Raw genomic sequence first — 23,739 nt, forward strand, 5'->3', positions numbered from 1 at the left:
TATGGGTGTTGCGAGATTGAAAGAGTCAGGCAGGATTTATGAGGATGCGTTCGTAAGCTCCAACTTGGATTCCAAATGGGAAGTACTCCCTAACGATGCTACTCGCTATCAAGCGGGTAGTGGCAGCCTGGTGCTCAAACATGGTCAAGATCCGCTGTATATGTTCTATAAACCTCTGACAGATATGAAGCAATTCGTCATGGATGTGAAGAACAGTTACAATCCCGATACAGAGGGATGTTACGGTGGGATTATTGTTTTTGTAGACGAACATAATTACATGGAGATTGAAGAGTTTCTGGATGTGTCTTTGCCAACGCCTTTGTTAAAGACCTACCCTTGGATTCGTTTGATTCGAGATTACAACTATTATACGGCGTATTGGTCAGATGATGGCTTGATTTGGAACATCATTGGTTCTGTAGAACTGGCGGGAGCTCCCCAAATTGGTCTCTATTTGAAGGGTGAAGGGGAGCACCCCATGCATGTTCAGTATATTCGAATTAACAAAGGAACATCTATTGCCGTAGACAATCTAACCAAAGGAACCGTGGTTGATCTAATCGATCAAAGTGGTGTTGTACTTGAGTCCCGGGTATGCCGATCTGAAGAAACGGTTGTACATTTTAACATGGATCCATATCCATATCCGTTTGAGGGCAATTTCGGGATTAGGCTTCCGGATGGAAATCGGTTTCAGGCCATGGATTCTATAAAGTTATACAAGGGAGACCTAATGTATTTTGAGGTTACACCAGATTTATATTACAAAGAGTCGAATCCTGAAACAGGAGAAGATTTCGATGTGCTTCTTTATCCCAACACGGATCGGTTTCTAGGCTATTTAACGGCAGGTGGTTCTGCTACACAAGAAGTTCGAATGTTTGCCAAGAACCCCATGATATCAGGAGACTTTAAAAATGTAACCTTTGCGCTCACAAGCGGAACGGATAAAGTGCAGATTGCGCCCGATGTTGATGGCATTCCTGGTTCCTTCAGTTACTCGATTACCGCGTTTACCATTTTGCCAGGAGCATCCTATCGATTCTGGCTGCGAATGGAAAGAGAGGAATCTCAAGACAGGTATGCTTCTCAGGTTAAATTTTCGCTACAGATGTATTCGACATACATATGACTTAATAGTATTGAAGTAATTACGTATAGATCATGTAAGGCATGAATGGAGGTGGTCAAATGTCAGTAAGAATTAACCAGTCTCATCGATCATCCGCCAAGAGTCATAAGGAATTAAGGGATATTGGGGCGCATACGCATGATGAGATTGATTCCTATCTTGTAGAGTTGGATGAAGCAAGAGGGTCTGCTCTCAGTCTAGGTGAACGGATCACTGTCGTAGAAGAGTCTGCAAGTGATAGCCGAGATGCAGTAAAAGATCATGAACAGAGGATAGGCGATGTCGAGACTAAGGTTATTTCAAACAGCTCACGATTGGATGATGTTCAGCAGGATATTCTCACAGCAAGAGCAGATATTAATACCCTTTCCAAGAGTCAGGATGACCATGAGAAAAGATTAAGCCTCGCTGAGACGGAAATAAAAGAAGCACGTGGAGCAGAGGCATCCATAGATCATCGATTTGACACGTTGGAGAAAGCGATTGAAGTTGTAGCGAAGCAACCCATTCAGGATCTCAGTGTTACCAACCCCACGTATCTAGATACTAATAACAGTGTTCAAGTTACGATTAATGCAGGACGAGCCAGTATCAATAAGGTAATTGTGGATCAGTTTACTCAGACATTTAGCATTCCAGCCATTCTGGCAAATACGACATATTATATTTTTCTTCATGAAAATGGGGAGTACTCTTACAGTTCAGATCAAGAAGAACCCAAGGATGCCATGATCATTGGTGGACTCGATGTCGGAGTTTCTCCAACAACTTCACTCACGGCTTTGGATTTCAGATATTTCTTAACAAAGGGTTCTATTGAAAATGACATGTCTGTATTGGGAATTCGTGTAGATGATCTGGAAAAAACCGTTGGTGAGCAAACCGTAACAATTGCTTCACATCATACGGCGATCGAAGCGATGGAAGCTCAATTAGAAGCAACTGCTGAAGAGGTTGTGGTTTCAAGAGAAGATAAAAACGGAGTCGTCTATGATGCTCTCAAGGACAGGCTCGACAACATGCAGAGTCGTCTTGAACTCGCTGAGAGTCGAGGCACCATGGAGCATCAATCCGTATTCCATTTCACTTCTGCTCCTAACAGCAGGTTGTCGACGACTAGAGATTTTCAAGTGCCCCGATATGTGATTGGTTCAAATTCGGCAGAGGTATTTCTGGATGGAATACGCATGGATGCAGGAGACGATTACATTGAATATAACGATACACTTATACGATTTACTTTTGATGTACCCAAGGAAGCCCGAGTAACGGTCATTGGTCGTGGGTCAATTATTAACACCACTTCGGTAACCGAATATACCTATTATCCAGATGGAAAAGTACATACGGAGAAGATTGATGGAGGGATTAACCGCACCATTGAGCACTTCTATAGCCCGGATGGAAATCTGGAACGACAAGAGGTTACCGAGAGTAACGGGCAGATTAAGTCCATTGAGTATCAGCGTGACATTACGGGTAAAGTATTGCGTGAAATCAACAATGGTGCAGAGTATTATGTGCTTCAAGGAGGCGCTACCTACGATGACACAGACATCAGGAGGAGGCTTGTGTTTCTTGAAGGAAGTACACTTGAGCTTGATGTCATGTATAACTACTTCTCTAATGGTGACATCGAGTCAGAAGAAGTGTTCTCCGTAGAATTGACACCGCAGCTATTGAAGAAAACATCGTTCACTTACAATGCAGATGGTACCGTTAAGACCGAGACCTTGATCTATGACGGCCAGGGAGTTCAGAAGGCATTTGAATACTATGCTAGCGGTAACATCAAACAAGTAAAAATCAGAAAGGTTGTGATTTGAGATGACGAGGACCGTGCAGGATGTGAAATTTGCTCTACATACCATTATGGATAAATTAGTGGGCAATCACCCGGAGCCATACAGTACAGAGGAAATTGAAATTCTGATCTTTGCTTTTGAGAGCAATATTCTGTTTGATAATGTGGCTCATAAATTTCTGCCTTCACTTCAAAAAATTATTGAGTTCCCGTCATTAGACTCTTTAGATATGAGGGAAAGTAATAGGGGAGATACTGATCTGAAAGACGAAGTTCAATTAAGAAACACAATGGTAAAGACAATTCTCATAACAGTAATTAAAGAAAATATATTCAGAGAAATAAGCATCCGATTCGGAAGTTAAGGAGGATATAAAGTGTCTGAAAACATACTGCTGGGACCTTTACGAAGATATGAATTTTATTCATATTGCTCCAATTTTATATCTGAGTTGTACAAGACTGTAACTCAAGAATTATATGGAGATATTCATTGGGAATGGTCATATTATAACAACAATGATTTTGCCATACCGAGAAGTTGGAACTCAACAGGACGCACGGCTGCAAACCAAGGAACGATTACGGCCAAAAATGTAAAAGATCCTAGTATGTTCTTTACGATTAGTATGAATTTCTCTCGATTCTACACGACCTATGATTACGTTGATTACACTAGAAGTTATGTGTGGCGAGTAGGCCTACGTAATAATGGGGCAGATGTTAAACCAGATTTATACACCAATGTTGGTCATATGACAGAGATACCTTTGAATACTTGCATTCAGGATGGTGGAACACGAACTCATAATGCGGTTAATACTTTTTACAAATGGAATCTGTTTATTACTGATACATATATCTTCTTCTATGGAGAACCACAAGGTGGAAATCAGGCTTATCCCGTAAGACTGTATATGGGAAGGTTGAGAGCGCTTGAGCAAGAAGATCCGCTTATTGCAAATGACTTTGTTGGAATATTCGGTCACTATCCCTCTGGATTAAATAATGATGAGGATGAGCTTATGTATAGAGCCGGCCGAGGTTATGTACGTTCATCACGAAACGGACAACCTAATGCTCAGTATCATTTTGCTACAAGTTCTCAGGTTCCATCACCAGGTGTAGGGGGGAGATTTTTTATATCTCCATTTTATGTATGGCATGAAAACGAAGGCATAAGAGGAGAATTTTACGGAGTGAAAACAGCTGTTCTGAGGGATTCTAGCATGTATCCAGATGGCTCAATTCTCGATCTTGGAGACGAAAGATATTATGTCTTTCACGCCTTGTCACAACAAAATCCTTCTACTTACCAAGGATGGGTTTCAACTGCAGGAGGAGTATTCTCAGGCCAACCCTACTTCTTCGATTCCCCCTTACTTCTCGGTGGTGGGCAGCGGGTGCTGCTATTCGAAATTGAGAAGGAGGTGTAGTGCATGACCATGATTCGTAGACACGAGTTTACCAGTACGCTAAGCTTGTTTACTTCAACGCTTGTTAACACCTTGAAGGATGCACTCGATCCTTACTGGGATACCATACATACGGCCGAAACAACCTATGCCAACTGGGGAAATGCGCTGCTTACCAATAAAAAAAATACATCCATGCGGTTTACCATGTGTGTGATTGCACACGCCAGGGGAGTCAATATTCGCTGGGGACTGAAGAACCTGGGAAGCAATGTGGCATCACCAGACCTATTCGTAAATCCGCCCGTGGACACAGATAAATTCATGACGGAAACGCCATTTTTGTGTCATAACGTACAGTACAATGTGAACTATAAGTGGTCTGTAATTACGAATGAGGATATCCTGTTTATCCATGGAGAGAGTCTGAACTATCCGGAACGAGCTTACCCAGTACGAATATTCTTAGGCAAATGCCAGCCCTTAGAGCAAGAAGACCCGGCGATTGCCAATAAATTTTATGGCGTTTTCCCACACATGCCTTTATCCGCTTCGGATAACAACACATCAGATCAATACGATACACCGAGAGGTGTCGTGATGACTTCACGGAATGGAACGGAGTATGCACTGTACAATTTTGGAACAGAGTCGATTCCTTCTCCAGGCGTGGGTTCCAGATACTATGTTACGCCTTTCATGGTCTACCATCCATCTGAAGGAGCTAGGGGCGAATTCAAGGGTATGCGTTCCATTGTATTTAAAAACAGTGCGCAGCACCCGGACGGATCGATCCTCGATCTTGGCAATGATGGCAAGTACTACGTGTTTCATGTCAAAGATCAGGATTATCCGAATACTGACTATGGACGTTATTACTACAATTCGAACCAAGTTCCTGTGTATTCAAGGCCGAAGTTCTTCCATGGTGCGAGACTGCTTGGTGGCGGGCAAAGAGCGTTACTTTTCCAAATATAGGAGGTGTTTATGAGGGATGGCTAATTTCACAGGCAAAGTTAAGATGAATGAATTATTCGCGAATATTGTTCAAGGCTTTAAAACGATTGCGGGATCTCCCTGGTCTGTTTTTTACGAGACAGCGAGTGTGATCGTGCTGAAATCGGTGGGCACAACGGGCTCAGATAAACTGTTCTTCAGACTTGAGGTTGGAAACACGAAGGGAACAACGGGAAACACATTGACCGTTAGTGTGGCTGAAGATGTGATGGCAACAGATGGTAGTATACCTTTGGGAAGAGCCGAAGTAAAAAAGGACTTCCTATGTCATACGAGTGCCGTTGATACGAATCTATTAATCGATTACCAAGTTTCAGTTCAACCCAACCGTATTATTATTTATTTGCAGGGGGATGTGAACTCGGTTACCGGTATATCCAATCTGGGTTACTTCGGAATTCTGAACAGGTATGCCACAGAGACGGATTCCTCAAGTTTGAGTGTAGGTCTCAGCTACAACGGGGATAACGGGATCAGGACGTTGCGTGATAAAGATAAACAGATGGTGAATAACATTTATGATGCTTACTCTGCCATGCTTCCTGTTAATCCAGGCTGGGGGTCTCTTTATCACCTTGCTCCGGTAATTATGTGTAATGGTGTGGAAGGCCCAAGAGGCGAGCTTATTGACATCTATGCGGTACCTTCTGCCGGAGTTTCTCATGGAGATGAGATCAAAGTCGGCACCAAAACATATAAGGTATATTCTCTGTCGATTGGTGGACAGAGCTTCTTATCAGGAGCTACGGTTGCTGTCCTGATGAATTAAGGTGGTGAATGGACATGGCTATACATCAAGGGAAAGTTGTAGGGACCGCCGAGAGCGGTTCTCTTTTTACCCAGAGTAAGGCGGCAGTTTTCCATAGCATTGGATACGATCTTGATGCTGTTCCGTTAACCATTGAGGGTAAGGAAATGGTCTATACATTAGGAACGTTATCCACTACGGCTGAATTAATTGACATCTACCGTTGGGGTACATGGAGGATGCTGGACAACCATAATGATCTTTTGATTGGATACGTTACGGATAAATATATTTATGGGCCACGAACCAGAGTGGGAATTCCTAATGAAAAAAATATGATACTGAAGCATCAATTTTTGACCCAATCCAGTGGAGCAGGTTTAATTCGAGACACCATAAGAGGTTTAAAAACAAAACAAAATTTTGCGGGGCTTGATTGGTGCATTAAGGTCAAAATTCCTGTCCAGCAAGCGGGGTTAGTGGGGAAAACGTGGGGGGATTGGTCTTACAGCGGAAGTGGAAACACATCTGGCAATCATCTTCGTCCACGACGGTATCCGGATACGCATATTCCTAGAAGGAGGGAAGACTCTTGAACAGGACATGGAAACTGATGGAGGAGATGAGAAAAGTGCTATTGCCAGTATCGTTTGCCCAAAGAGTAGAGTATGTTGGCGGTGGGGCGAAGGCAATGATTGATATTCCCATGGAACATCCTCGATTCATGATCAAAACGATTAGGGTCATTCCGTCCAGAGAGACAAATGTGGAACTTCATGTATTGAACAGTGCGGGTCCGCATCCAGAGGTTCTCTATTTCAACAATGCCCAATACTCGACAGGGAATTTTATGGAAGGGATTTACGATATGATCGATTTGCCATATGAGGACGTAGATGGGACTTCAACACTTCACTTGTCGTTAAAAAATCTGGGTACAGATGTGGCCAACTTCGATATTGAGGTCGTTGGTTTGACTACGAGGTAGGAGGAGGACCAACATATGGATATTGTTTCATTCAGCAAAGCTGCCAAAGTAGAACGTGAAGTTAAACAAGCCAGGGACTCTTATCCCTCACTTGATGGCAGACTGGACGCGGTGTCAGTAGGGAACGTGGTCTCGGTCAGACTCAAAACAGAACTGCCCACCGTGGGTGAAGCAGGAAGATTATATCTAGTACGCCAAGATTCAAGCAATCAAAATGAATCAACGACCTATACATACAGCAGCGGGGAATATGTAAAGGTAGGTGGTGATCGAGTTTCGAATCATCCGGAGAATGGTACCATTAATCTTAATGGTACCAAAACGGTGATCTATAACCATCCTGTTACACACAGCGCTGATATGTTAACAGATGGAAGCCATAACGTTATCATGACGCTGGACGAACGCGAAAAATTGTCCAACATCGAGCGTGAGGCCAACCATTACACACATCCAGACACACACAGTGCTGATATGATCAGTGATGGAGAAACCCATGTTAGCATGACTTGGGGTGAACGAAAACGCCTGAATGTCATTGATCCGTGGGAATCAATCAGCGACTTGGTAGATTATACGGATGTGGTTACATACTTTGCTTTTGACATGCAGGGAAGAGTTATTCGACAAGTTGTTACAGACAATTACACCGAGCAGCTGGTTAGAGAACCTGTACTGACCCTACCAGCTTCTCCAAAAGGTTACGCGCAGGATGATTCCTTCTTGGTCATTTCCATTGGTGAGATATATCGATATGATGGTCTGGACTTCGTGCAGCTTCCTACTTTGGTTGATGTCATCTATCAGTATGATGAGGGAAGACTGGTGGCCAAGTCCATAACCAGGGTGGGAACAACACCTGTTCAAACCAACTTCCAATATATATATGACTCATACGGCAATCGCATAGCGGTTAAGAAATACTAATACGGAAGGATAGCATATGCTGTCCTTTTTTCCTTTTAACAACGAAATAATTTATGAAATCCACATCTACATATGAAGATTAGCATTAACAATTACCTGATCAAGGCGTATAGAGAAAGTAGTATGAGAACGTAATTATTCCGGGAGGTAGTGTACGATGAATATTGAACTTACTGCTCATTTCTATTTCAAGGGAAGTGGGAAAAAGAAAACGGTGAACTGGACGGAAGATAATCCAAGATTACAACAGAAAGAGAAAGATTCGGATAAGGTCGTACGCGAAATCCCGTTAACTGCGGATGAGGTTAAGCAAGAATATCGCCGACTATTCACCAAACACAAAAACGAGGGGAAATCGATCACGTTGGAAGATACAGACGATGTAGTTCATATCATTGATCTTACCGATGTGCGAAATATTGAATTGACCTCTAAGGAGGGGAATACAGATGCTGTACAGGCTGACCTTTGCAATGAATGATGAGGAAATTGTTACTACCGAGATGACCTCGGATAAGGAGGATCTGGTTGGAGCCACGGAAGAAGCGTTCGATTTGATCGAAAAAGACTATGGTGCCAATGTCGCTTTGAACCTGGTTGCGTTTAGTTTGCTCAAAATAGAGCTAACCAATGAAATGATAAATTAAGCGTTTACGCTATCTAATGTTAGCTTTTCAGCACCAAGTTTTAGTTTAATTGAATAATTATAAAATATAGTTAATAAAGTGATATACCCCAATCCTAGTTCTGGGGTCTATTCCTTTTTCATGAAAAGTTGATAGTGACTTGATTTAATGCATCCATTGAAACTTGTCTTGTACAAGCAGTTTTGATTAAACTAGGTTGAATTCATATGTTCAAGGGCAGTAGAAGGGGTCAGGATGATTGGCAAGGAGGGATGGGACATTGAGATAAAAGACTTGGAAAGAGAGCTCGCAAAGTTGGCATCCAGAATAAGAAAAGATTTTACTGAGCGCGGGCCGGTAGATACCAGAGTCTCTATCATGAATCATTTTATCATCTTAAAGTTTACAGCAAAATTCACCAAGCCTGAAGCATTCATGCTGGAACATATGCAATCACACTCAAGTCAAATTTTCGCCGAATACAAGATGAAGCTAGCACATATGATGAGAGAAGATTTCAACCCCGTTTTCTCCTATATCAACATGGGTCTGAAGATCGAAGACATCGAAACAACATTTTTTGGTCATGATTTTGCAGAGCAGATTACAGTCTTCAAGATGAACAAGGATGTTGAAGTGCTGCTGAAAAATGATGAGATTAACATGCCTTAAGACCTATTAACTAACGTTTGAATACTGGACAGGTTCTTAGGAACTAATTTTTGTTGTTGACAATATCCTACATATTTCCTTATACTACCCTTATGGCGATCGAATAGATTAATAATCTTGACGAAGCCTATAACCTTGTTAAAGAACTTGAAGGCCATATCTTCGGTAATTGGGACGAAATAGATGTCAGACCAAGACCGACACATTCCACCATTTTGGTATTTTCCAGTGGTGCGCTCTGTGTTGGTCTTTTTGTTTGTAAAAAATGCTGCTTTACCTTTCACCGTATACTTCGTATATAGTCAGTAAAAGGCATATAAGCGAACGAAATAAATAAATGTTGCGAACATTAGTTCGTATTTGTTATTCTGAATGTAATAGGATGGGAATAGGGAGGCGGATCAAAGGGAGATTTCTTGATCGTTTGTATGTAATTAGGCTTATTAGCTTCAATTCTGTGTAAATAAGACTACATAAGGTATATGAGATTTCGGGAGCAATAACGGGAATGTAGAGTAAGATCATGCTGGATAACAAATAGATTGTGAAGAAAGAATACGAACTACTAATAATTAAATAGTTAATGGGGGAAATGTATAATGTCTGCTAAAACTGCTATGGGTTTTGATGATTTATTTGAGATTGGGGATATAGACATGTTCCTGAATAAAGCTCAGGAGAAGTGTCGTCACAAGCTTAGAGGGAAAACATTTGCCGGGATGGAGAAAGAAGATGTGACCCAGGAGATTATGATCAAATTAGTTAACTCCCTGGACAAGTATGATGCAGAAAAGGCCAAAATGTCGACGTTTGTTGATCATCTTATTGAAAATAAGATCAAGGATATGTACCGCAAGTGCATGTCTGAGAAAAATCTCAGTGTAGTTAATGCTGTACAGATCATGTGCACGGATCAGGGTGGTGGCGATGAATCAGAAGGCTCAGATATCGCATTAGCGCTTGGTCATGCTGGGTTTGCTTATGAGAATTTTGAGTTTGTAACAGATATTATGGAGAATATGAAACTGAACGAACGTGAGAAGCAAATCTTTAAACTTCGGACTTCAGGATATGAATTTGTAGAGATTGCAGGAATGCTAGGTGTATCCAAGGCACGTATATCCCAGTTATGGAAAGCGATTCGTGAGAAATACGAAGCATTGTAGTCATAAGTGGCAATTAATAGCCTAAGTTTGATGAAGATAGATTCAGTAGCCTACATAGAACAGAGAGAGCACCCTTAACTGGGTGCTTTTTTATGTCGTATAGAGAGATTAGTACAGAGAGAAAGGCGGAACAAGATGCTTAGTGTGGTGGTTTTAGGATTTTCTGTGGAACGTCTAGAGGGGTATTCGGATATCGCTTGGGCAAGTCATGATTCTTCGACAGCTTCTGATTTAAGCAACAGGGAGTATGCCTTGATCATTGAGAAAGTAGTGGTACAGGCTGATGCCGTCTTGGTTAATCTGGATATGGATCATTTGACTTCTACTGATATTGTGATCATGCATCATGCTTATATACATAAAAAACCGATCTTGGGTGTAGGTTTCAGGCCATTGGAGCCTGTCATCGAAGATTTTGTCTCCAAACGAGTGGCTGATCTGGACGTGGCTGTACACCATATGCGGAAGAACTATATGGTCCTAAGCAGCGGAACCAATACTTTATCTGCGGCTCCAATTTAACTGCCGCTCCGATAACACGTATAGAGAATGTAAGGGCAAGAATATTCGCTAGACTTTAACTAATGGAGGAATAATTCAATGACACATATGATCAAAGCAAAAGATGATAAATTAACGGAAGAAATCGTAGCCAGTATGATTGGAAAGTATATCCACGCGCCGACTAATATGCATGAAATCCAGACGCCAACTGGCGCAACAACAAAAGCGAACGTATGGTTTGCTGGTCGTGTAGCTGGTTACGAAAAAGCTGTTATTGGATTCAACTACGAAGAGGGTACCTTCCATGAAGAACTACAAACATTTTATAACGTTCATTTAACGGATGGTATGGGGTACATTCTGACAAGTGCTTACGAATTGGAGATTCATGAACTGACCGAAGAGGAGTTTAATCAACTTATTGAAGAGAAAAAGGAAGAGGAACAAGAAACATCTGGTGAAGAGCAATGAAGGTGTTAAACTACGCTTCGGATTTAGCTGTAAAAACGTTTGTGTCCGCTAGCGCTACAGGTGTGGAAGAATTAATCAACGCATGGATGTTATCCAAACCACACACGTTCGTTACCGGACTGGAGTTTATCTCCACTGTTGATCCATCCAGTAACACGTTGGAATTTGCAGCAATCATTGTATATCAGCCAAGTGAACAAGACCAATCTTAACTTATGTATGAGATTATTCCTTCTATAATATAGAGGCTTTCAGTAAGGAGGTGGGCGAATCTGTTGCTCACTGTAGAAAGAGTAATAAGTATTGTTATTGCTGTTGTGATATTAGCTTCGCAATACGGGAGTCTATCAGCATTGGGAAATTACAAACCGATTGACGAAGAAGTGCTTGACTCCAAGAGATTAAAGGGAGTAACACAAGAAGAGCAGTTAAAGCAAGTAAAGCCAACGAAGCAAGAAAAACAAGAAAAGAAAGAAAAACAACATAAACAAGTTAAATCGGTTGCTCCGGCGCACATACAAATGACGGATATGCTTGAGCAGTATATAAAACTCCACCATGAGAAAAGAGTGAGCCGGGCAAAACTGCTGAAATATGTGAGGTGGGTAGTTCGATATTCGAAGGATACGGATATCGATTCCGTCTGGATTCTGGCTATGATGTGGCAAGAGAGCCGGATGTTAGAGGAAAGTGTATCATCCCATGGAGCGATTGGTTTACTTCAGATTCTTCCTAGCACAGCGAAATCGTTTGGAGTGAGTAAACAGGAGCTACATAAGCCTGAAACGAATATCAGGACAAGCATTCTATACTTGGAATATCTTATAGATAAGTACGATGGAAATCTTCGTACAGCAACCATTGCGTACAATCAGGGAGAAGGCAATGTAGCTAAGGGAAAGGCTCGCTCCTGGTACTACGATCAAGTGAAGGAACATCATAACAAGATGCTTCAAATAATCAAAAAAGGTCAATAAACATCATTTAACAATAGAGTTTGAATACTATAAGATCGTTTATCAATTTTACATAGGGAGATCCAAATGGGAAAATTTCCAGAACATATTAGCACGAATTTGCAGGCAGACAAGAAGTATTACACAATGGATGACGTAGAAAATATTGAACGTTGTAAGCTCGATGAGCATTTCCTCGGGGATTGTATTCTGGTTAATGAGAACCTGATTTGGCACTCCGTTCATAAGTATATTGGAAAGCCCGAAATGATTATTAAAAATCATTGTGTAGAGAAGGATGATATTCTTCAACTGGGCCGTCTGGGATTCATCAAAGCGATTAGGGCATTTGATACGGGGCGGGGCGTGAAATTTAGTTCGTTTGCTGTCACTGCGATTGTTAGAGAAATCCGATGTTTTCTGAGAGATAGTGCAAGCATTATTCGTCCAACTCGCACAGCTACAGAATTAATTAACCGAATCAATCGACTTGAACACGATATGGGTTATCTGCCACCAGCACATGAAATCGCATTGCTGCTGGATGAGGAAGAAGAAAAGATCAATAAAGTACTTCAAGTGGGTAAAGGTGTGAAATACCTGGATGAGCCTGTAGGTGCTGATGATCAACAAACTCAATCCGTGACGTTGATGGATACCATCTATAGCGGGGAGAATATTGAAGAAGATATTCTGGACAAGTTATACGTTGATGCGGTTATTGATTCGGTCAAGCGCAAGCTTAGTGAGAAAGAAGTGACTGTACTGAAGCATCGTGTAGAAGGATTTAATCAAACCCAGACCGCAGATATGGAAGACATTAGCCAGATGAGGGTCTCTAGAATTATGCGAAAAGTAGCTAAAATGCTGGATAAAAAGGATCAGGCTTGATTGTCGTCTCAGCCCTTCATATCTTATATAATGTCTCATACATAACGTCCCTCCCGCATCGAAGCGGTGAGGGATTTTTGCTGTTTTTGCCCTATGGGACATACTCCAAGTTGTCCGAACATAAGATAGTACAAGATTCCAAGTGACCCGGAGGAATGAATTGATGCGAAAAATAACGAAAGTTCTTGCATGCATGCTTATCCCTGTCTTCTTGCTGTCTTCATTAGGGGTTACTCAAGCCCAGGCAACCATTCAAGGTCCGTCTACACATGCGCAAAGCGCTGCTCTCATTGATGTCACATCAGGACGGATCTTATACAGCAAGGATGGGGATAAGGAACTGCGAATTGCCAGTTTGACCAAAATCATGACGGCGATCGTAGCGATTGAACACAGCAAGCTGGATGAGAAAGTGAAAGTGTCTCCCACGGCATTTGCCAAAGAAGGATCGTCTCTCTATCTGAAGTTAGGTGAAGAGATGACACTCGAGAACATGTTGTACGGGCTAATGCTCCGTTCAGGCAATGACGCGGCCTCTGCAATAGCGGAACATGTAGGTGGTTCGGAAGAAGGTTTTGTTCTGTTAATGAACAAAAAGGCAGAGCAAATCGGTCTGTCACATTCCCACTTTATGAACCCTCATGGACTGGATGCAGAAGGTCATTATTCTACAGCCAATGACTTGGCCAGATTAACGGCATATGCGTTGCACAATCCGGTGTTCAAACGCATCGTAGCCACGGAGGACAAATCCGCACCGAACCCCAATGAAAGCTGGGAATACTCTTGGCACAACAAAAATAAAATGCTGCGGATGTACGAAGGTGCAGATGGAGTGAAAACCGGTTACACCAAGAAAGCTTTCAGATGTTTGGTCAGCTCGGCTACACGCAATGGACAGCAGCTCGCCGCGGTAACGTTGAACGACGGAAACGATTGGAACGATCATGCTCGGATGCTTGATTTCGGGTTTGAATACTTCCCCTTGGTAGAGATCGCGAAGCAAGAACAGCCTGTGCAAAATACAGATGTCGTTACGGGCCGGGGATTCTGGTATCCTCTGGCCGAGAGTGAGAAAAGTTCATTGACCAAAAAGTTGATTCTGCACGAGAATCGCGCCCAGTCGGAAACGAAAGTCGAAGGCAAGGAACAATCGACAGATCCTTCGTTCGGATTGGCAGGTCGCATTGATATGCAGCTTGACGGCAAACTTGTTGGCTCAATTCCGGTGTATCGCAAAGGCAGTTATATTCCTCCTGAACCGAAGACAGAAGATGCAACGCTGGGTGGAATCGGTGATGTCTCTTCCTGGGCAGCTGCATGGCGTGCCGTGTTAAGCCACCTGTTGTCTCCTTAGCTAAATCGCCATTGAAGGGAGGATATAATCCATGATTAATCTAATTTGGCTGCTCATGATTTTAATCGGATTTGCTTTTGCAGCCGTCAACGGCAATATCGAAGTGGTCACGCAAGCCGCTTTTGATGGGGCGGCAACGGGAGTCACGGTCTGTTTTGGACTGATTAGTGTGCTTGTGTTCTGGATGGGTATGATGAAAATGGCTGAGGATGCTGGCCTCTTGGCCCGGATTGCCAAGCTGCTCGGTCCGGTTGTGGGCTTCCTATTCCCCGATGTGCCCAAAAATCATCCGGCGATGGGTTATATTCTCTCCAATATGAGTGCGAATCTGCTGGGGCTAGGAAATGCGGCTACTCCGATGGGAATTAAAGCCATGCAACAACTGCAGGAGCTTAATCCGGACAAACAAACCGCTTCTCCTGCGATGTGCACCTTACTGGCTCTGAATACGGCTAGTATTACCATTATTCCGACAACGCTGATCGCCATCCGCTTAAACTATCATTCCGCCAATGCAACAGAGATTGTGGGAACAACATTGATGGCTACCATTATCGCTACACTTGCTGCTATAATCGCCGATCGCTGGTATCGGAACAGGGCTTTACACAAACCGCCGCGCGTACCGAAAAGTGGCAATCCCGGCATGAAAGGATGAGCACCTTTGTTAACCTTCATCAACTGGATCTCCGTCTGGGCCATCCCGGTTATTATCGCGTTTGTTCCATTATATGCGTTTACCAAAAAGGTCCCGGTTTACGAATCCTTTGTTGATGGGGCCAAGGATGGTTTCTCTACTGCAATCAGTATTATTCCGCATCTCGTGGGCATGATGGTCGCAATCAGCGTATTTCGTGCCTCGGGTGCACTGGATTTTGTGATTAGCCTGTTCGCTCCGCTGGTGTCCTGGATGGGTGTTCCAGGCGAAGTGTTGCCACTCGGAATACTGCGTCCTTTAACGGGGACAGGCTCTCTGGCGTTTACAACCGATCTGATCAAAACCCATGGCCCTGACTCCATGATCGGACGTATGGCATCTACGATTCAGGGGAGTACAGACACTACGTTATATGTGCTGACTGTTTATTTTGGGGCTGTAGGTATACGGAACGGTCGATATGCACTCAAAGTAGGGTTGTTTTCCGATGTCGTTGGTTTTATTGCTGCCCTTGCCATTTGTTTGCTCGTTTTTGGTTAAAAGATATCTCCTTTCCTTCCGATATATTAGATATGCTAGAATAATAGCGGAGGAGAGTGAGACATGCAGAAGAGTTGGAAACGAATGCTCCGTGTCGGAATGTCAGGTGTGCTTGCCCTTGCCATGCTTGCAGGGTCAACGGGGCTGGCGGCGGCTCAAGCCGTTCAGACGATACATTTTACAGGTTACTTCGACAAACAGCTGCGTGCACAAATGGCAGTCACAGCGGATTCTTTTCCAGTCGTGAATGTACGTTTGGTCAAGCAGCATGAACCCGATATGGTATATTATGATGTTGGTACCTCGATACTGATCTCAAAGGATGAAGTACTCACGAATTACCATGTCGTTCAGAGTTTTGCTGAATTGTCTGATGGTGATGAAGGTACACTGACTGTTGCGAGCCCGGGTTCCTTAGGTAAGCCTGTAAAGGCAAAGATTATTAAGACAGATCCGGTGACAGACATGGCGCTGTTGAAGCTGGACAAGGAAATAGACGCCCAACCGGTCACATTTGCAAATGCGAGGGATAACCAGGTTGTCTATACGATTGGATTCCCCAAAAATCCTGCTGGTGATCTTGTCATCCTGGATGAAGATTTTCCTTCAACCTACAATACGATAGCCAAAAGTCGAGTGTTCAGTTCCCAAGCTTCGGATGTTCCAGGCAAAAAGGGAATCGGCAGTATTGTGAAATCCATGGCACAGGGTAATTCAGGTGGCCCTGTTCTGGATCAGAACAACCGGGTTATTGGTATGATGACATTTGTGTATGGTGGACGTACCTATTATATTACTTCCAAAACATTGCAGTCTTTCATTAAAGACAGCGCTACGCCTGCCAAAAAACAGGTTGCAGTTGCCGGCAAAGTTTCCAATTAAATAGTTTGAGGAAAAGGCTTATCTTTACGCCATCTGTGTTCAACAGGTCGTGTAAAGGTAGGCTTTTTTTGCGTCAATCTCAAAGAGGAAGGTGGCCTAAAGTGGGTATTCGTATCGCCAGTTTGCAAAATCCTTGGATTATCCTTGTGATTTCCTTGCGTGATGGGTATCATTAGTGTGAGGTGACATGACAAACATGGAAAGATTACAAAAAATTATCGCACAGGCAGGCATTGCATCCCGCCGCAAGAGCGAGGAACTAATCCTGTCCGGCAAAGTAGAAGTTAACGGGGAGGTCGTAACCGAACTGGGTACAAAAGCGAACCCCGAAGAGGATATGATTACGGTTAATGGAAAACCAATCCGCAGTGAGAAAAAAGTGTACTTGATGTTGAACAAGCCAAAAGGCGTAATCACAAGTGCATCTGACCCGGAAGGTCGGAAGATTGTATCCGACTACCTGAAAGGTGTTAAGGAACGTGTATATCCTGTGGGTCGTCTGGATTATGACACAGAGGGCTTATTGATCCTTACCAATGATGGTGAGTTCGCACATTTGTTGACGCATCCTAAACATCACGTACCCAAAACGTATCATGCAACGGTTAAAGGTGTGCCGCATGGTACAGCTCTGGAGAAATTAAAGACAGGCATTATGCTGGATGACGGCATGACTGCTCCTGCAGAGGTAGAGTACAAAGATGTGGATACAGCCGCTAATGAGTCGGTCATTTCCATTACGATCTATGAAGGACGTAACCGTCAGGTTAGACGCATGTTTGAGGCGATCAACCATCCGGTAACCCGTCTGAAACGGATTTCGTTTGGTGGTATTTTGCTACAAAACCTGAAACGTGGTCTGACACGTAATCTGACCAAAGAAGAAGTCAACAACCTGATTACCCTCGCACAATCAGAACCAGCCAAAAAAATGAAAAAAAGGTAATGTGAGGACACACAATTTTCATAAAACCGCCGCAGTTTTGTGACGAAATTCGCTATAATTGTTCATAGGATGTTCACAGTTGTCTTAGACCAATAAGATGCGAATGCTACAGTCACATAAAAGGGGAGCAGCACATGGGGAAATCAAGAAGAACGGTGCAAATCGTCATTTTGTTATTGATCCTGGTGTTGGGCGGATATGCGATTACCACATCGGTATCCGGCTCGAATGGCAAGCCAAAGGAAGGGGACAAGTCTCCTTCTTTTGAACTGCTGGGCCTGGATGGTCAAGTTCATACGTCTGATGAGTACAAAGGAAAAGCGATGGTGATCAATTTCTGGGGCACATGGTGTGAACCTTGTGTTAAAGAAATGCCTGCACTTCAGGCACAAGCTGACAAATGGAAGGACCAGGGAGTACAATTTGTCGGAATTAATGTTGGAGAAGACCAGATGACCGTGGATAATTTTGTACGGCAGGTTGGCGTTACGTTTCCAATCATGCTTGATCGGGAGAAAAACTCGGTTCGTGATTTTGGGATCTCTCCGATGCCAACAACATTCTTTGTATCCGACACGGGCAAAATCTCTACCATTCATATCGGTCAACTTGATTTGGACACACTTGACGCTCAAATTTCGCAACTGGCGAAGCAGCCCTGACAGGAGGTCTATTCGTGTTCCAAAATACCAAATGTGAGTGCGGACACCAGAATCCGGTAGGCACTGTACTATGTGAGGCATGTGGGAAACCGCTGCTGGAGTCTGAAGCTAAATCGGATGAAGTGTTGGAAATGCGTTATGATGGCATGGCGCGCCGTTCACAGCGCAGTAATCCCAATATCATTGACCGCATATGGAACTTTTTTTCTTCCGTTAAAATTGCCGTTTATATGATTGTTTTTACGCTGGTGGGTTCTATGCTTGGTACAATCTATCCGCAAGAAAGTACATTCTTGAATATTGATCCTTCCGTGTATTACAAAGAAACATACGGTCAGTTGGGTCACATCTATTATCTGTTGGGTTTATCTCATACATACGAATCCTGGTGGTTTATTCTACTGCTGGTGCTGATTGGGGCATCATTGGTGATATGCAGTCTGGATCGCGTCCTACCGCTCTACAAAGCACTGAATAAACAGAGAATACGTAAACATACGCAATTTTTGACAAGACAGCGTCTGGTGTACCAAGGTACCATCGAAGAGGCACCAGAAGACTGGGTTAAGAAAGCGGTTACGCCGTTGAAAAAGAAAGGATACCGCGTGCACACCCAGGGAGATGCATTACTCGCCGAGAAACAGCGATTCAGTCGATGGGGCCCATATGTCATCCATATTGGACTCATTATATTTTTGCTGGCGGTGCTCGCACGAGGACTTCCTGGTCTGAATCTGGACGAGCACGTTGCTTTTCCTGAAGGGGAGATCAAAAAGATCCCGAATACGTCGATGTATCTGAAAAATGAACAGTTTAATGTTGAATTCTACAGTGAGGAAGAAGTACCTGAGCAATTCCGTAACCTGAATAAGACCGTTCCCAAACTGTTTGAAACAAAAGTTGTTTTGTATGAATGTACAGCAGATTGTTCGGATCTCTCGAAGAAACCTCAGTTAGCTGAGGTGGCCAGACATGATGTACGCGTGAATCATCCATTGAATTATAACGGTCTGAAAGCATATCAGTTTGATTATGATCTAACACCCACCATTCGTTCCGTAACGCCTGATCTGGTCAATACAAAGACGGGTGAAGTATATGGGCCAATTAAGATTGATATGGTAGATACCCAAAGAACATTTGAAGCTGGTCTTTATAAGCTCACGGTAAAAGAAAAGTTTATGGACTTTGGATTGGATGAGAATGGTCAGCCCAAATCAAAATCGCCTTCACCTAATGCACCTGCTTTTCTCTTTCTCATCAAGGGACCGGATCTGCCCGAAGAGGGGATACAATATCTGTACTTTGCAAAGCAGATTGATAAACAACGGTTTCAACAGGATGCGATTAACCAACAGCTGATTGGAGCTGAGATTCCTTTACAGCTGGAAGTAGACAGCATGGACAAGGTCGATATTATTCAGTCCGTAAGTTATCTCAATATAAGAGTGGATAAGGCAATGCCTTTTGTGTGGGTAGGAGCCGGTATTGTTATGTTGGGTCTCGTCATGGGTTTTTATTGGCATCATCGCCGCATCTGGATTCGTTTTGATGATAAACAGCTCACATTGGGTGGACATACCAACAAAAACTGGTTTGGCTTCAGGCGTGAAGTTGCGGCCGTCTTGAAACAGATGAATCTGGAAGTGGAAGAGAAGTCGTTGGATAACGGGGGGAATCAGGCATGAGATTATTGGATTTCAGCAGCGACGCATTTATCGTATCTTTCTTTCTCTATTGTGCTGCATTCTTGTTATATGCTGTTGCAGTCATGGGCAAAAAATGGAGTAATCGTGATCCTCTGGACCATATGAATCGCTGGGGTAAAAGAGCTTTTATCGCTTCGACTGTCGCTTTAGCGGCACATATCGTATTTTTTGTAACCCGATGGGCTGGCGCAGGTCATATCCCAGTTAGTAACATGTATGAGTTTATGTCTTTTCTGTCCATGATGATCATGGTTGCATTTATTGTTGTATATGCCATATACCGCAAGTCATTACTGGGTTTGTTTGCGTTACCACTTACCATTATTATTATGGCGTACGCCGCTGTATTTCCTCAGGAGGTACAACCATTAATCCCGGCACTTCAGTCCATCTGGCTGAAAATTCACGTGACGTTGGCCGCGCTTGGTGAAGCATTCTTCGCCGTGGGTTTTGCCGCAGGGTTCATGTATTTGCTCCGTACTGTTGATTTCAGTGGTAAAGACAAATCTTCAAGACGTCAACGAGGATGGGTTGAATTCACTCTGGTTACGATCGTTGTAGTCATCGGATTCATCGGAACGGTATTTGCCTTTCGTACAGCTGGTTACGAGGCGGTTTTTGTACAGAAAACGGTCAGCATTGACACAGAGGTACAGGAAAATAGTACAATAGAGAAAGTGATTTATCGCATGCCTCCGATTTTTGCACCATATAATAGCGAAGTGGAGAGCATGACACCGTTTCTTGGCATGGAAAAACCTTTACTTGAGACGCCTTCCTGGATGAACGGGGTAAATGCCGGGCGCAAGCTGAATACGGTGGTTTGGTCACTTATTGTAGGTCTGATCCTGTATGGAATTGTACGACTTCTTGTGCGCAGACCACTTGGACAAGCGTTACAACCAATGATGGATGGAATCGATGCCGATGATCTGGATGAGATAAGTTATCGCGCGATTGCGATTGGTTTTCCGATATTTACGCTGGGAGCATTAATTTTTGCCATGATCTGGGCTCAGATTGCCTGGAGTCGCTTTTGGGGTTGGGACCCTAAAGAGGTGTGGGCATTGATTACATGGCTATATTATAGTGTGTATCTGCATTTGCGTTTATCCAGAGGTTGGCAAGGTCAGAAGTCTGCATGGCTTGCAGTTCTTGGCTTCCTGGTCGTCATGTTTACGCTAGTTGGGGTGAATTTGATCATTGCTGGATTACATTCTTACGCTGGAGCGGACTAGGACAGACTCGTAACTCAAAGGTTGAGTTTAGAAGCGGGAACACAAACGTACCTTTTTATTGAAGGGTATTCAAATATTGTTCGCCAGATCGAACATAATAGAAGTGATGAGGAGTTATTGCAAAGGGGCTGGAGAGGCATGGCTGAACATGAGAATCGAATACTGGTCGTGGATGACGAAGAGAGAATCCGCAGGCTTTTGAAAATGTATCTTGAAAAAGAAGGTTATGAAATCGATGAAGCTGAGGATGGGGAAACTGCGCTGCGTAAAGCAACAGCAGGGGACTACGGGCTGATTTTGCTTGATGTGATGTTGCCGGGTATGGATGGAGTTGAAGTGTGTACCCGTCTTCGTCAGGTGAAATCAACGCCGGTTTTGATGCTCACTGCAAAAGGTGAAGAGATCAACCGGGTTCAAGGCTTCGAAGTTGGCGCTGATGATTATGTTGTAAAACCATTCAGCCCGCGTGAAGTGATTTATCGTGTCAAAGCGATTTTGCGTCGATCTTCCGCGACTGCTTATCTCTCCAAGGAGAGTAATTCGAGTAACAACATCGTGTTCCCGCATCTGGTTATTGAGCATGATGCCCACCGGGTAACCGCTGGTGGCGAAGAGATTAGTCTTACACCAAAAGAATATGAATTACTGCACTACCTGGCAACATCTCCCGACAAAGTTTTCTCCAGAGAAGAATTGCTCAAGGATGTATGGAATTACGAATTCTTTGGCGATCTTCGTACCGTGGATACGCATGTGAAGCGTCTTCGCGAGAAACTTAACAAGGTATCGCCTGAATCGGCGGCCATGATTACGACGGTGTGGGGTGTGGGTTATAAACTGGAAGTACCGAAGTAGTTTTAGTTTCTGGAGATCACTGGTCGGGAAGTTATGGATCACTATTATCTGCCTTGTGGGTTGTGTACTTATAGCGCTGGGTCTTTTTTTGCTGCCCTACATTGATACAAACTTTGCAGAATCCGAATCCAGAGATATTAAGCGGTTGTTCACCTATATCTGTATAATCGGATTCAGTTTAACCACGTTTTTTGCATTGTTTCTATTCACCAAGATAACGCAGCCCATGCAGCAATTGATTCAGGCAGCCAATGCGATTCGCAAAGGGAACTACGGAACACGTCTCTCCCTGGTAACGAGTGATGAGATTGGTGAACTTGCCAACACATTTAATCATATGGCTGCCCAACTGGAAGATAATATTCGAAACCTTAACCATGAGAAGGAACATTTGGCGAGTGTGCTTCGAAGCATGACCGATGCGGTGGTTACATTTGATGGTGAAGGCAAAGTTATTCTGACGAATCCGCCTGGAGAAAAGATCATGCAGGCTTGGTATGATCTGGATTGGGCAAAAATGGACGAAGGAAAAGATCCTGAACAGTCCGACAAGTCCTCACGTGATGTACCTGAGCCCCTTCTTCCTTTGTTCAGAATGGTGATGGAGCAAGGTGGGGATCAGAACTCCAATGTCCACGTACAGCAAGGTGTCTGGTCTGTTCAGATGGCACCGTTGTATGCTGATAGTGTTGTCAGAGGGGCTGTGGCTGTCTTGAGAGATGTAACAGAAGAAGTGCGTCTGGAGAAAATGCGGCGTGATTTCGTGGCTAACGTATCTCATGAGATACGAACTCCGCTATCCATGATGCAAGGTTACAGTGAAGCCCTTCTGGACGGCATGGCAACCTCACCGGAAGAGAGCGAAGAACTGATCCAGGTCATTCATGATGAGTCACTGCGGATGGGCAGACTGGTTAAAGACTTGCTTGACCTTGCGCGGATGGAAGCTGGACATACGGACATGGTGATGAAGGAAGTTGACCTCGGAGAACTACTTGAACGTGTATATCGTAAGTTCTCGGTGCGTTCAAAAGAACAGGGAATTCAACTGCACTTTGAATTTGAACAACCAACCATTGAACTTCAACAGGCAGATGAGGATCGACTTGAGCAAGTATTTACGAATTTGCTGGATAATGCGTTCAGACATACGCCTACAGGCAAAAATGTAATGATCTCAGCCGAGCGTGTCACTTATCTTCGTGCTCCATTTGTCAGAGTTTCTGTGAAGGATCAGGGTGTAGGTATCCCTTCATCCGACTTGCCATTTATTTTCGAACGATTCTACAAAGCAGACAAGGCTCGTGTTCGTGGAGAAAGTGTAGGCACGGGGCTTGGTTTAGCGATTGTAAAAAATATTGTTGATGCGCATCAAGGCATGATTACCGTCAATAGTGTACTTGGCGAAGGAACCGAGTTTATTTTGCAATTTCCTTTGGATTCATCGAAATAGCCTGATTTCATACAAAAAGTGCGGAAACACCCTCTTATGGAGGGTGTTTTTTTGTTGAAGAGTACCGTTTAATCTTGTTCAACGTGGAACATGAATCGTCTTTTTATTTTGACTAAAAG

The 23,739-nt window shown here is 43.5% G+C and carries 28 protein-coding genes; all 28 read left to right on the plus strand.

All coding sequences use genetic code 11. From position 1 onward, the window contains the following. The first annotated feature begins 1 nt into the window (after position 1). Positions 2–1,135 carry a hypothetical protein gene (locus MHI14_RS11255; protein WP_339309927.1) on the plus strand — a complete coding sequence of 378 codons (1,134 nt, stop codon included), beginning with the start codon at positions 2–4 and terminating at the stop codon, positions 1,133–1,135. A 59-nt stretch (positions 1,136–1,194) separates the two neighbouring features. Then, the gene (locus tag MHI14_RS11260) at positions 1,195–2,961 is read left to right on the plus strand and encodes a hypothetical protein (protein WP_341130317.1); all 1,767 of its coding nucleotides are present in this window, start codon (positions 1,195–1,197) and stop codon (positions 2,959–2,961) included. A 46-nt stretch (positions 2,962–3,007) separates the two neighbouring features. Continuing rightward, positions 3,008–3,304 (plus strand): hypothetical protein, encoded by a 297-nt coding sequence (locus tag MHI14_RS11265; RefSeq protein ID WP_133385370.1) that lies wholly within the window; start codon positions 3,008–3,010, stop codon positions 3,302–3,304. Between the two features lie 12 nt (positions 3,305–3,316). Beyond that, positions 3,317–4,375 (plus strand): hypothetical protein, encoded by a 1,059-nt coding sequence (locus MHI14_RS11270; protein ID WP_133385369.1) that lies wholly within the window; start codon positions 3,317–3,319, stop codon positions 4,373–4,375. Between the two features lie 3 nt (positions 4,376–4,378). Beyond that, the gene (locus MHI14_RS11275; RefSeq protein ID WP_339309924.1) at positions 4,379–5,332 is read left to right on the plus strand and encodes a hypothetical protein; all 954 of its coding nucleotides are present in this window, start codon (positions 4,379–4,381) and stop codon (positions 5,330–5,332) included. A 16-nt stretch (positions 5,333–5,348) separates the two neighbouring features. Then, the gene (locus MHI14_RS11280; RefSeq protein WP_133385367.1) at positions 5,349–6,140 is read left to right on the plus strand and encodes a hypothetical protein; all 792 of its coding nucleotides are present in this window, start codon (positions 5,349–5,351) and stop codon (positions 6,138–6,140) included. Positions 6,141–6,154: 14 nt separating this feature from the next. Then, complete coding sequence (locus MHI14_RS11285; protein ID WP_133385366.1) at positions 6,155–6,715, plus strand: hypothetical protein; 561 nt, start codon at positions 6,155–6,157, stop codon at positions 6,713–6,715. Then, complete coding sequence (locus MHI14_RS11290) at positions 6,712–7,107, plus strand: hypothetical protein (RefSeq protein ID WP_076331360.1); 396 nt, start codon at positions 6,712–6,714, stop codon at positions 7,105–7,107. Before MHI14_RS11285 ends, MHI14_RS11290 begins: the two co-directional genes overlap by 4 nt. Positions 7,108–7,122: 15 nt before the next feature. Next, positions 7,123–8,034, plus strand: a complete 912-nt coding sequence (locus MHI14_RS11295) for a hypothetical protein (RefSeq protein WP_341130318.1) — start codon at positions 7,123–7,125, stop codon at positions 8,032–8,034. Positions 8,035–8,191: 157 nt separating this feature from the next. Beyond that, complete coding sequence (locus tag MHI14_RS11300; protein WP_133385364.1) at positions 8,192–8,515, plus strand: hypothetical protein; 324 nt, start codon at positions 8,192–8,194, stop codon at positions 8,513–8,515. Beyond that, positions 8,508–8,681, plus strand: a complete 174-nt coding sequence (locus MHI14_RS11305; RefSeq protein ID WP_165980218.1) for a hypothetical protein — start codon at positions 8,508–8,510, stop codon at positions 8,679–8,681. Before MHI14_RS11300 ends, MHI14_RS11305 begins: the two co-directional genes overlap by 8 nt. A gap of 234 nt (positions 8,682–8,915) precedes the next feature. Further along, the gene (locus MHI14_RS11310; RefSeq protein WP_036607758.1) at positions 8,916–9,332 is read left to right on the plus strand and encodes a Na-translocating system protein MpsC family protein; all 417 of its coding nucleotides are present in this window, start codon (positions 8,916–8,918) and stop codon (positions 9,330–9,332) included. A gap of 599 nt (positions 9,333–9,931) precedes the next feature. Next, positions 9,932–10,498: a sigma-70 family RNA polymerase sigma factor gene (locus tag MHI14_RS11315; protein ID WP_133385362.1), complete on the plus strand. Its 567-nt coding sequence runs from the start codon at positions 9,932–9,934 to the stop codon at positions 10,496–10,498. A gap of 147 nt (positions 10,499–10,645) precedes the next feature. Then, positions 10,646–11,020 (plus strand): hypothetical protein, encoded by a 375-nt coding sequence (locus MHI14_RS11320; protein WP_341130319.1) that lies wholly within the window; start codon positions 10,646–10,648, stop codon positions 11,018–11,020. A gap of 78 nt (positions 11,021–11,098) precedes the next feature. Further along, positions 11,099–11,473 carry a hypothetical protein gene (locus MHI14_RS11325; RefSeq protein ID WP_339309922.1) on the plus strand — a complete coding sequence of 125 codons (375 nt, stop codon included), beginning with the start codon at positions 11,099–11,101 and terminating at the stop codon, positions 11,471–11,473. After that, positions 11,470–11,685, plus strand: a complete 216-nt coding sequence (locus MHI14_RS11330) for a hypothetical protein (RefSeq protein WP_339309921.1) — start codon at positions 11,470–11,472, stop codon at positions 11,683–11,685. The genes MHI14_RS11325 and MHI14_RS11330 overlap by 4 nt, the downstream gene beginning before the upstream one ends. Positions 11,686–11,748: 63 nt before the next feature. After that, positions 11,749–12,450 carry a lytic transglycosylase domain-containing protein gene (locus MHI14_RS11335; RefSeq protein ID WP_339309920.1) on the plus strand — a complete coding sequence of 234 codons (702 nt, stop codon included), beginning with the start codon at positions 11,749–11,751 and terminating at the stop codon, positions 12,448–12,450. A gap of 66 nt (positions 12,451–12,516) precedes the next feature. After that, positions 12,517–13,320, plus strand: a complete 804-nt coding sequence (locus tag MHI14_RS11340) for a sigma-70 family RNA polymerase sigma factor (protein ID WP_339309919.1) — start codon at positions 12,517–12,519, stop codon at positions 13,318–13,320. A gap of 163 nt (positions 13,321–13,483) precedes the next feature. Next, positions 13,484–14,677: a D-alanyl-D-alanine carboxypeptidase family protein gene (locus MHI14_RS11345; RefSeq protein ID WP_339309918.1), complete on the plus strand. Its 1,194-nt coding sequence runs from the start codon at positions 13,484–13,486 to the stop codon at positions 14,675–14,677. A gap of 31 nt (positions 14,678–14,708) precedes the next feature. Continuing rightward, the gene (locus tag MHI14_RS11350) at positions 14,709–15,335 is read left to right on the plus strand and encodes a nucleoside recognition domain-containing protein (RefSeq protein WP_133385355.1); all 627 of its coding nucleotides are present in this window, start codon (positions 14,709–14,711) and stop codon (positions 15,333–15,335) included. A 6-nt stretch (positions 15,336–15,341) separates the two neighbouring features. Beyond that, the gene (locus tag MHI14_RS11355; RefSeq protein ID WP_017687658.1) at positions 15,342–15,875 is read left to right on the plus strand and encodes a spore maturation protein; all 534 of its coding nucleotides are present in this window, start codon (positions 15,342–15,344) and stop codon (positions 15,873–15,875) included. 63 nt (positions 15,876–15,938) lie between these two features. After that, positions 15,939–16,757: a S1 family peptidase gene (locus tag MHI14_RS11360; RefSeq protein ID WP_339309917.1), complete on the plus strand. Its 819-nt coding sequence runs from the start codon at positions 15,939–15,941 to the stop codon at positions 16,755–16,757. 196 nt (positions 16,758–16,953) lie between these two features. Continuing rightward, positions 16,954–17,703 (plus strand): pseudouridine synthase, encoded by a 750-nt coding sequence (locus MHI14_RS11365; protein WP_062835222.1) that lies wholly within the window; start codon positions 16,954–16,956, stop codon positions 17,701–17,703. Positions 17,704–17,837: 134 nt separating this feature from the next. Further along, positions 17,838–18,365: a redoxin family protein gene (locus MHI14_RS11370; protein ID WP_017687661.1), complete on the plus strand. Its 528-nt coding sequence runs from the start codon at positions 17,838–17,840 to the stop codon at positions 18,363–18,365. Between the two features lie 14 nt (positions 18,366–18,379). Then, positions 18,380–20,053, plus strand: a complete 1,674-nt coding sequence (gene resB, locus MHI14_RS11375) for a cytochrome c biogenesis protein ResB (protein WP_133385353.1) — start codon at positions 18,380–18,382, stop codon at positions 20,051–20,053. Continuing rightward, entirely contained in the window at positions 20,050–21,312 is a 1,263-nt protein-coding gene (ccsA, locus tag MHI14_RS11380; protein ID WP_091028901.1) for a cytochrome c biogenesis protein CcsA, read from the plus strand. The genes resB and ccsA overlap by 4 nt, the downstream gene beginning before the upstream one ends. A gap of 138 nt (positions 21,313–21,450) precedes the next feature. Continuing rightward, positions 21,451–22,167, plus strand: a complete 717-nt coding sequence (locus MHI14_RS11385; RefSeq protein ID WP_017687664.1) for a response regulator transcription factor — start codon at positions 21,451–21,453, stop codon at positions 22,165–22,167. Positions 22,168–22,222: 55 nt separating this feature from the next. After that, positions 22,223–23,620, plus strand: a complete 1,398-nt coding sequence (locus MHI14_RS11390; RefSeq protein WP_240768053.1) for an ATP-binding protein — start codon at positions 22,223–22,225, stop codon at positions 23,618–23,620. The last annotated feature ends 119 nt before the right edge of the window (positions 23,621–23,739 follow it).

Origin of the sequence: Paenibacillus sp. FSL K6-2393 (assembly GCF_038002545.1) — a bacterium.
In the GTDB taxonomy this organism is placed as follows: Bacteria; Bacillota; Bacilli; order Paenibacillales; family Paenibacillaceae; genus Paenibacillus.

Coding starts and splice junctions, on each gene's coding strand:
- MHI14_RS11255 (WP_339309927.1), top strand. CDS start 2: ATGGGTGTTGCGAGATTGAAAGAGTCAGGCAGGATTTATGAGGATGCG.
- MHI14_RS11260 (WP_341130317.1), top strand. CDS start 1,195: ATGTCAGTAAGAATTAACCAGTCTCATCGATCATCCGCCAAGAGTCAT.
- MHI14_RS11265 (WP_133385370.1), top strand. CDS start 3,008: ATGGATAAATTAGTGGGCAATCACCCGGAGCCATACAGTACAGAGGAA.
- MHI14_RS11275 (WP_339309924.1), top strand. CDS start 4,379: ATGACCATGATTCGTAGACACGAGTTTACCAGTACGCTAAGCTTGTTT.
- MHI14_RS11280 (WP_133385367.1), top strand. CDS start 5,349: ATGGCTAATTTCACAGGCAAAGTTAAGATGAATGAATTATTCGCGAAT.
- MHI14_RS11285 (WP_133385366.1), top strand. CDS start 6,155: ATGGCTATACATCAAGGGAAAGTTGTAGGGACCGCCGAGAGCGGTTCT.
- MHI14_RS11295 (WP_341130318.1), top strand. CDS start 7,123: ATGGATATTGTTTCATTCAGCAAAGCTGCCAAAGTAGAACGTGAAGTT.
- MHI14_RS11300 (WP_133385364.1), top strand. CDS start 8,192: ATGAATATTGAACTTACTGCTCATTTCTATTTCAAGGGAAGTGGGAAA.
- MHI14_RS11305 (WP_165980218.1), top strand. CDS start 8,508: ATGAATGATGAGGAAATTGTTACTACCGAGATGACCTCGGATAAGGAG.
- MHI14_RS11310 (WP_036607758.1), top strand. CDS start 8,916: ATGATTGGCAAGGAGGGATGGGACATTGAGATAAAAGACTTGGAAAGA.
- MHI14_RS11315 (WP_133385362.1), top strand. CDS start 9,932: ATGTCTGCTAAAACTGCTATGGGTTTTGATGATTTATTTGAGATTGGG.
- MHI14_RS11325 (WP_339309922.1), top strand. CDS start 11,099: ATGACACATATGATCAAAGCAAAAGATGATAAATTAACGGAAGAAATC.
- MHI14_RS11330 (WP_339309921.1), top strand. CDS start 11,470: ATGAAGGTGTTAAACTACGCTTCGGATTTAGCTGTAAAAACGTTTGTG.
- MHI14_RS11340 (WP_339309919.1), top strand. CDS start 12,517: ATGGGAAAATTTCCAGAACATATTAGCACGAATTTGCAGGCAGACAAG.
- MHI14_RS11345 (WP_339309918.1), top strand. CDS start 13,484: ATGCGAAAAATAACGAAAGTTCTTGCATGCATGCTTATCCCTGTCTTC.
- MHI14_RS11350 (WP_133385355.1), top strand. CDS start 14,709: ATGATTAATCTAATTTGGCTGCTCATGATTTTAATCGGATTTGCTTTT.
- MHI14_RS11360 (WP_339309917.1), top strand. CDS start 15,939: ATGCAGAAGAGTTGGAAACGAATGCTCCGTGTCGGAATGTCAGGTGTG.
- MHI14_RS11365 (WP_062835222.1), top strand. CDS start 16,954: ATGGAAAGATTACAAAAAATTATCGCACAGGCAGGCATTGCATCCCGC.
- MHI14_RS11370 (WP_017687661.1), top strand. CDS start 17,838: ATGGGGAAATCAAGAAGAACGGTGCAAATCGTCATTTTGTTATTGATC.
- ccsA (WP_091028901.1), top strand. CDS start 20,050: ATGAGATTATTGGATTTCAGCAGCGACGCATTTATCGTATCTTTCTTT.
- MHI14_RS11385 (WP_017687664.1), top strand. CDS start 21,451: ATGGCTGAACATGAGAATCGAATACTGGTCGTGGATGACGAAGAGAGA.